Raw genomic sequence first — 8060 nt, forward strand, 5'->3', positions numbered from 1 at the left:
ATTGTGGAGAATGCGTGCAGTAAATGGAATTATGAGGAAATTAAGTCTTATCCTTTATTTCCGTATGCCTTCATGGCCGTTCGGTGGTGCCACGACCACAACTTTACCGTTGTATCCTTTTTAACAAGAGGGTGTAATCCTGCGAATGAGCGAGTAAACGTGAGAAAATCCCTTAATACCGAGGGAAGTAACGGGCAGATTTGCGGAGCAATAATATTCTGTTTTTCGATAAATCCAATTCCATATTGTGTTAAAATAATGCATATATAACAAGAAAAATTTGCATAGTTGATACGGTGGGAGAGTTGATAAAATCATGAAGACAATAGGAACGGTAAAGATATATTTCCTGACTGCCGAAGAAGGCGGGCAAAGTATTATTCCAGTTGGAAACTTCTCAATACCCATCATCTTTGAAGAAGATAGGGAGTTAATAAATGGCTCGTGGAGTGCAGTAATTGAATTCCATAAAACTCCAAATACTCAAAGAGAAACAACTGCAGACTTGTATTTAGCTTTTTATGAGAAAGAAGAGGCACCGAATCATTTAATCAAACCTGGAATGAAATTTGAATTAACGACAAATAGAGTGATAGCCAGAGGGATAATTGAAACTTTAAAAAATTGATATCGTTGTTGAACGGGTAACGAGAGTTCCATTACAACAGGCTGCCGAAATCTTGGCAACCTGTTAATCTAAATGGCATGTTGGTGCAATAAGAGGTTCGAAACTTTATGATAAAAAAAATGCAATTGAGGTGTACTGTGAAAAAATATACATGCCCATGTTGCGGCTATAAAAAGATAGCCAGTGACGGGGATTATGACATTTGCCCAATTTGTTTTTGGGAAGATGACCCTTATCAAAAAATGAATGAATATGATTTAGGAGCTAATACGATACCATTGGTGGAGGCACAAAAGAATTATATTCGGCTTGGTGCTTGCGAGGAAAAGGCAACCCACGTTGTTAGAAAACCAACAGAGAAAGACAAGAAAGACCCTGATTGGAAGTCGATTGACGACAATCTGTACGAGTTTAAGTTAGCATGTCGTAAGTTTATTGAAGGTACGTACAGTATCGCTGAATTAGAACATAATTTATCTTGGGTCGCCGTACCTGACGATATCGTAGGACTCATAAAACAAACAGAAAATGATTTAGAAATGATTAGATTTTGTACTTCTGATTACAACAGGATTGCCGATATGTTGAAAAAAAGAGATGTGTATCCGTTTTCATAAATTATGTTAAGATGAATTAGCAGACATTTACAGCATGGAGTCATGGAATGGAAAGCTATCATGAACAGGGGCGATTTTACATGTGGCTAAAAAGGAGTTTGTTTGCCAAACTCTTGATCGGTATGCTCATCTCAGTAATCATCCCGTTATCGCTGTCTGCGATGATTTCTTACAAAACCACCTCGCGATCCATGGAGCGTCAGGTGATCGAGCTTAATCAGAGCACGATGGATAGCGGAATGGACAATATCAAGCAGTATTTGAATGATTTGAATCATATATCGCTTGCCTTTTACTATGATCAGACACTAATGCGGTATTTGAGATCGCGGGAAATTGTTCCTGCCCATATGATGGCTACAACCAGTCAACTGGTTAATATTTACAACAGCCGTCCCGAATTTCGCGCAGTACGATACGTGAGCGCTTTGACCGGGGAATCGATCGTGAACGCGGATATTGCCCGGGTTGGAATCAATATGGTACTTCCCAGTACAGCGATACCTCAAAGTGAGAGTGAGGTTATGGATAATGCCAGATGGTATGAAGTGAATAAGATCGGAGGTGAGCTATCGCTTGCCTTTCATAAACCGATTGTCGATTATCCCCGTGCCGAGGTGCTGGGGATGGTATCGATTTATGCCGGGCTCAGTGAAATTGAGAAGAGGATTCGTCCTTTAACCATTCCTGCGCATCATCAAGGCGTACAAGTCTTTTTGTATATGCAAAAAGATATGAAGCTTCTATATTCCTCGGCAAATGTACCTGCTGAACGAGCTGGCGAAGGTCTAATGCCGGAGCTTCCTGGGGAAAGGGGCTCGATCAGCGGGAAGTGGAAAGGCAGCAGCGGGATTTATATTTATGTGAGAGACCACTATCTGGATTTGCCGCTCACCATAGTTAAATTCGTCCCGCTTACAGTTGTGAATGAATCCGCTGTCCAGACACTAAACCGTTCGTTAATCATTCAGCTCATTGCTGTGGTCTTTGTGCTCGTGCTGGCCGCGATTTTGTCCTATTTGACCATTGCTCCTGTAAAAAGGCTTCTTCGGAGCATTGCCCGTGTGGAAACCGGAAACTTTGAGATAGGGCCCTCAACAGGACGTATGGATGAGTTTGGTGTGCTGGAGCATCGTTTTCAAACAATGGTGCGGAATTTGGATGACTTGATGAATCGGGAGTACCGGAATCGGCTGGAACTATCCACCGCCCGTTTGAAAATGCTGCAGGCCCAGATCAATCCGCATTTTTTATACAATACGTTTCAGTCCATCGGCACTCTCGCCCTTCGCCAAGGCTCGGAAGAGGTCAGCGAAAAAATAGCCGAGCTGGGAGCTATTCTGCGCTACAGCATGGATCTGCAGACGGAGACCGTGCCGCTACAAAAAGAGATCCAACACATCGAGCATTACTTATCACTGCAGATGGGACGGTTCAAAAACAAGCTATCGTACACGTTGTCCTGTTCACCCGAAGCAATGAGCATGCATGTGCCGAAGATGATCCTGCAACCCTTGGTGGAGAACAGTATTATCCACGGCTTTGAAAAGGGACGAGGCTCCGGCACCATACACATCGGGATTGAGACAGATCAGCAGCTTTGTATCCGTGTGATGGACAACGGAAAGGGAATGAACGCGTTGATGGTACAACGAATCAAGCAGGAGTATGCCAAGCACCAGTTCCATACCGGTCAGGATGGTGGGATCGGCTTGATTAATGTGCTCACACGGCTGCGTCTTCATTACGATCCAGGATTCGATTGGGATATTCAAAGCGCCCCTTATGAAGCCACAGTGATCTCTCTCCAAATTCCCATTGACAGCCTAAACCAGGAGGCGAATTAAATATGAAAGTATTGATTGCTGATGATGAAGAGCATGTAAGAGAGGGCATAGAATTAGCTATAGATTGGGATAAGTTCGGCATTACTGAACGCTTGACGGCAGAGGATGGGCGGCAAGCGCTTGAATTGATCCGCTTGCACAATCCGGCAGTGCTTTTTTGCGATATGAGTATGCCGAATATGGAAGGAACAGAGCTGTTGCGGCTGCTCCGTGAGGAAGGCTGGTCCACCCAGGTAATTGTCGTCAGCGGTTATGACGCTTTCTCGTATACGCAAGCGGCGATCCGGGCGAACGGTGTGGATTATTTGCTGAAGCCTTTTAGCAAAAGCGATCTGGAGCATGCGCTCATGAGAGCGGTTGCAGCATGGCAGCAGAAGGAAAGCAGTCTTTGTGAGAACAGGGAAACCGAATATCGCATACGCAAGGCGGACGCACTGCTGGATGAGCAGAAATTGGCTTCCTATTTCAATGGCGAGACCGCGCTGCACGAAGGAATACGGAGTTTGTTCTTCAAAATCGGCTTGTCCAAGGAACAGTTGAGGGTAGCATTGGTACTGCCCCGCAATCGTATGGGACTTATCGAACGAAGGTTTTTTGGAGATGGAGAGCTCTTCGTCTTTGCGGTCAACAATATTACCCATGAAACCTTAAAGCTGTATAATTCCCACTATTTGTGCCGATTGGATGGGGATCAATGGCTGCTGATAACCGCAGCAGAGGGAACCATCAGGCTGACTTCGGGCGAGCACAGGCGCTGTATGGACAAAGTTAAGGAAGCCTGGCGAAGCACGCTGGGGCTCGAGGTGCTTATTGGCTTATGTGAGACGGAAGCATCCGTGGAAACACTTCCTTCTGCGATCGGCGCGGCCCGTACATCGCTGTTGAAATGCAATTTGCTGAATCCTGGCAGTCGGGTGGTATCAGGGAAGGAAGCACCCCGGCTGACAGCACAGCAAATATTGCTGCAATCCGCCTTGAAAAACGAAAATAAAGCCTACGTTGCGGACATCATCCACTCTTTTACACAAGCACTGCGGGAACGGGGTGAGCTTAGCTTGAAGGAGTTGCAGGCTTACACGATGGAAGCTAACTTATTGCTGGAACAGGCAGGTCGTCTGCACAAATCGGACAACGAAGAAGTTGATGCTTTTATGCCGCAATGGATAAGTGATTTGGACGAGTGGGAAAAACAGCTGGTCCAGATGTGGTGGATGCTGATCGAGGAGGAAGGAAACGGGAATGCCGGCAACCGTGGCATTCAAGCGATTTACGATTATATACATCGCCATTTTCAAGAGGAGCTTTCCTTGTCGATGCTGTCTGAACGATTTCGCTTCAGCCCACAATACATCGCCAAAAAGTTTAAGGAGCTGTACAACACCACGCTCATGACGTATTTGACGGAGTTACGGATGGAAAAAGCCAAGTCCCTCCTTCTCCATACGGATATGTCAGTATCGACGATGGCTGGTTCTCTGGGTTATACCGATGATAATTATTTCAGCAGGGTGTTCAAAAAACAAACCGGGGTTTCTCCCCTGCAATACCGGAAGCAGCGGCGAGATTCATAGATTCCTTTTTTTGGCGAAAATAATCTCTACCGTTTCGTAAGACAACCTTATAGACTAATTGATGAGGGAACCAAAAATTGACTATAAGGGGATTGAGGATTTATGAAAAAGAAGTTTTCTATGCTAACCGTTGCAGCACTGCTATTGACTTCGCTTGTCGGTTGCGCTGGCGGAGATGAGCCACAAAGTAATTCAGGGTCTAAAACAGGTTCCAACTCCGGAACGAGTACACAGCCTGCAACAGGCGGCGCAAACGGGCAGAAGGTGACGCTCAAGCTGCTGCAGTTTAAAGTCGAGATTACTGACAAGGTTAAAGCGATGTCCACTGATTACATGGCGCAAAACCCGAATGTCATCATTGAAGGCGGGGCTACCTCTGATTACGATACAATTGTAAGAACCCGATTTGCTTCAGGCGATGCTCCAGATATTTTTATGTCCAAGGCGTTTACAGATATCAAGGATTGGTCGGATAAAATAGCGGATTTGTCGAACGAACCGTGGATGTCCAAGGTATCTCCTTCGGCCGTAGAGGGAATGACGGTAGACGGCAAAAAGCTTGGCTTTCCTGTTGCTTTTGAAGGCTACGGCTTTATCTACAATAAAGATTTGTTTGCCAAAGCAGGCATCGATAAGGTGCCGACAACGCTTGCTCAACTGAAGCAGGTGAACGAGAAGCTGAAGGCTGCGAACATTTTATCCTACTCGGAAGGATATAAGGAATGGTGGATACTCGGCCAGCACTTGTTCAATCTGCCGTACGCCTATGAGAAAGATCCTATAGGCATGATTCAAAAAATCAACAAAGGCGAAGCTAAAGTCAACAATGTAGCTAACATGAACGGATTTTTCGATGTACTGGATATGACGGTCAAATTTGGCAAAGGCGCAGAATCGGTCGGTATTAGCTACGACAATCAGGTGTCGGAATTTTCCACCGGTAAAACAGCCATGATGCAACAAGGTGTCTGGACCATTGATTCGATTGTAAAGATCAACCCCAACCTCAAAATCGGTATGTTCGCTATTCCACTAAATGACAATGCTTCTGACACGAAATTACCTGTAGGCGTACCGGGATATTATGTGCTGAACAAAAATTCCAAGAATCTGGATGAGGCTAAAAAATTCCTGACTTGGCTCCACACGAACGGACAAAAATATTTGGTTGATTCCTTCAAGCTCATTCCCGCATTTACAGATTTGAAAACGTCTCCAGACCTTGGACCACTCGCTCAGGATTTGAGCGGATATGTTGAGAAAAACCAAACGATCCCATGGGCCCATACGTTGTGGCCATCCGGCTCCAATCAAGAGTTTGCCAAGCCGCTGCAAGCTTATGTGGGCGGTCAGTTAAACAAAGAGCAGGCCTTGACTGAAGTTCAAAAAATCTGGACGGACCGGGTGAAAAAATAACCTTTCCGGAAGATGACGCGGTGCATGGCTTTCAAAACGAGGCTGTGCACCATGTTTATCAACCTACACCATGAAAGGAAAGGGAGAAGCCCATAATGAAAATGAAAACTCGACAATTGTTCATATATTCAGCTTTTGTGGCTCCGGCAATCCTTTTTTTTGCAGTGATTATTCTGGTTCCGTTCCTGCGGGCGATCATGTATTCATTTCAGGATTGGAATGGAATCAGCAACGATATCCGTTGGGCCGGATGGGGAAATTATCAAAAAATCGTACAGGACAGCGGTTTTTTTAAATCTTTTTATTTTACCTTTAAGTATGTATTGGCGACGACGATATGCTTGAATGTGTGCGGGCTTTTTCTGGCTCTGGTGCTGAACATGTCGCTCAAAACCCGAAATATGCTCCGTACCATATTTTTCTTGCCATACGTGATCGGTTCGGTCATTATCGGATTTATTTGGCAGTTTATCATCGTGCGACTGTTTGGTGAGATCGGAAAATCAACAGGCTGGCTGCTGTTCCAAAAAAACTGGCTCAGCTTGCCCGAACAAGCCTTCTGGTCGCTCGTTCTCGTTACGGTATGGCATTCCGCCGGATATTTTATGGTGATCTATTTGGCCGCCCTACAAGGTGTTCCCAAAGATATGCTGGAGGCTGCGGAGATTGATGGAGCCGGGCGTATTAAAAGGTTTTGGCATGTCGTTCTGCCGTTGATTCGTCCTGCGATGACTATCAATCTGTTTCTCGCTATTTCCAGCGGGTTTAAAGGATTTGATCTTAATTTCGCTTTGACCAAAGGCGGACCATTCGGGACAACGGAATCGCTTGCCTTTCATATTTATTTGGATGCATTCACGAAAAACCTGTTTACGTATGCAGCAGCCAAGTCTGTCGTATTCTTCCTGGTGCTGGCTTCCATTACGCTCATCCAGGTGGCTGTGATGAAGCGCAGGGAGGTGGAGATGTGAATCAGGATCGTTATTCCATCGGTAAACTTATCATTGAAGTCCTTATGATTCTGCTTGCCTTGCTGGTCTTTGTCCCTCTTTATATCACTTTTATCAATGGACTGAAAACATACAATGAAGTTGCAACCTCGACTTTGGCGTTGCCTCATGTGTTTCAGTTTGAAAATTTTGCGGTTGTATGGAAACAAATCAACTTTCTTGGCGTGTTTATGAACTCGCTTATTATTACCGTGATCGCCGTGTCCGGTATTTTGCTCGTCAGCTCTGCGGCCGCCTTCCAATTGGTGCGCCGGCCCGGTCTCGCTAGCCAGATTATCTTTCTTGCCATTCTGTCCTCACTCGTGATCCCATTCCAAACGATGATGATACCGTTGGTGAAGGTGGCTCAAGAGCTGAAGCTGATCAATACACTGTACGGCATCATAATTATGTACTGGGGCTTTGGCGTACCGTTCGCGCTTTTCCTGTTTCATGGTTTTATCAAATCCATACCGCGAGAGCTTGAGGAGGCCGCCATGATCGATGGCAGCGGAACCGTTGGCGTGTATTTCCGCATCTTACTTCCGCTTCTAAAGCCGATTACAACAACCGTTGCGATTCTCAATTCGCTTTGGATATGGAACGACTTTTTGCTGCCGTTGATTACATTAAGCTCCAAAAAAAATCAAACAATTCCGCTTGCTTCATCGGTTTATTTCGGGCAGTACACAAACGAGTGGCACCTGGCTATGGCTGCGCTGACGATGGCCGTGATACCGATAATTATTTTCTTCCTGTGCATGCAGCGGTATATTATCCAAGGCATAACAGCCGGAGCGGTGAAAGGATAGCAAGTGCGGTTTGCACCCGCAGTGAATTCGGCTGCTGGAAAGCGCAATCCAAGATTGTTGAGGTGAGAGAGTCAATTCCAAGCCGTACAAGAATGCCTCCGAAACCTCCTTGAAAGGAGGTTTGGAGGCATCTATTTGTATGCAGCCGGATCTCCAATGGATAAGTCATCAAAAAATTTG

7 protein-coding genes and 1 pseudogene are annotated in these 8060 nt (G+C 45.5%); 7 read left to right on the forward strand and 1 reads right to left on the reverse strand.

The window, feature by feature from the left end; all coding sequences use genetic code 11:
• The first annotated feature begins 316 nt into the window (after window positions 1-316).
• The 7 genes and pseudogenes from GC093_RS23870 (at window position 317) to GC093_RS23900 (ending at window position 7880) form a co-directional block, all read left to right on the forward strand.
• Window positions 317-628, forward strand: a complete 312-nt coding sequence (locus GC093_RS23870) for a hypothetical protein (protein ID WP_171654401.1) — start codon at window positions 317-319, stop codon at window positions 626-628.
• Between the two features lie 119 nt (window positions 629-747).
• Window positions 748-1020: pseudogene (locus GC093_RS36110) on the forward strand (CPCC family cysteine-rich protein); the annotation flags it as partial.
• A 305-nt stretch (window positions 1021-1325) separates the two neighbouring features.
• The gene (locus tag GC093_RS23880) at window positions 1326-3092 is read left to right on the forward strand and encodes a sensor histidine kinase (RefSeq protein ID WP_171654402.1); all 1767 of its coding nucleotides are present in this window, start codon (window positions 1326-1328) and stop codon (window positions 3090-3092) included.
• 2 nt (window positions 3093-3094) lie between these two features.
• Window positions 3095-4663 carry a response regulator transcription factor gene (locus tag GC093_RS23885; protein WP_171654403.1) on the forward strand — a complete coding sequence of 523 codons (1569 nt, stop codon included), beginning with the start codon at window positions 3095-3097 and terminating at the stop codon, window positions 4661-4663.
• 102 nt (window positions 4664-4765) lie between these two features.
• Complete coding sequence (locus tag GC093_RS23890; protein WP_171654404.1) at window positions 4766-6079, forward strand: ABC transporter substrate-binding protein; 1314 nt, start codon at window positions 4766-4768, stop codon at window positions 6077-6079.
• A gap of 95 nt (window positions 6080-6174) precedes the next feature.
• Entirely contained in the window at window positions 6175-7050 is an 876-nt protein-coding gene (locus GC093_RS23895; protein WP_171654405.1) for a carbohydrate ABC transporter permease, read from the forward strand.
• A complete protein-coding gene (locus GC093_RS23900) occupies window positions 7047-7880 on the forward strand; it encodes a carbohydrate ABC transporter permease (RefSeq protein WP_312886600.1) in 834 nt (277 codons plus the stop codon). The genes GC093_RS23895 and GC093_RS23900 overlap by 4 nt, the downstream gene beginning before the upstream one ends.
• Here GC093_RS23900 and GC093_RS35545 read toward each other — a convergent pair.
• Window positions 7843-8060, reverse strand: a 218-nt coding sequence (locus tag GC093_RS35545) for a hypothetical protein (RefSeq protein ID WP_216624778.1), incomplete at its 5' end; no start/stop codon positions are given. The genes GC093_RS23900 and GC093_RS35545 overlap by 38 nt on opposite strands.

The organism is Paenibacillus foliorum (assembly GCF_013141765.1).
In the GTDB taxonomy this organism is placed as follows: domain Bacteria; phylum Bacillota; class Bacilli; order Paenibacillales; family NBRC-103111; genus Paenibacillus_S; species Paenibacillus_S foliorum.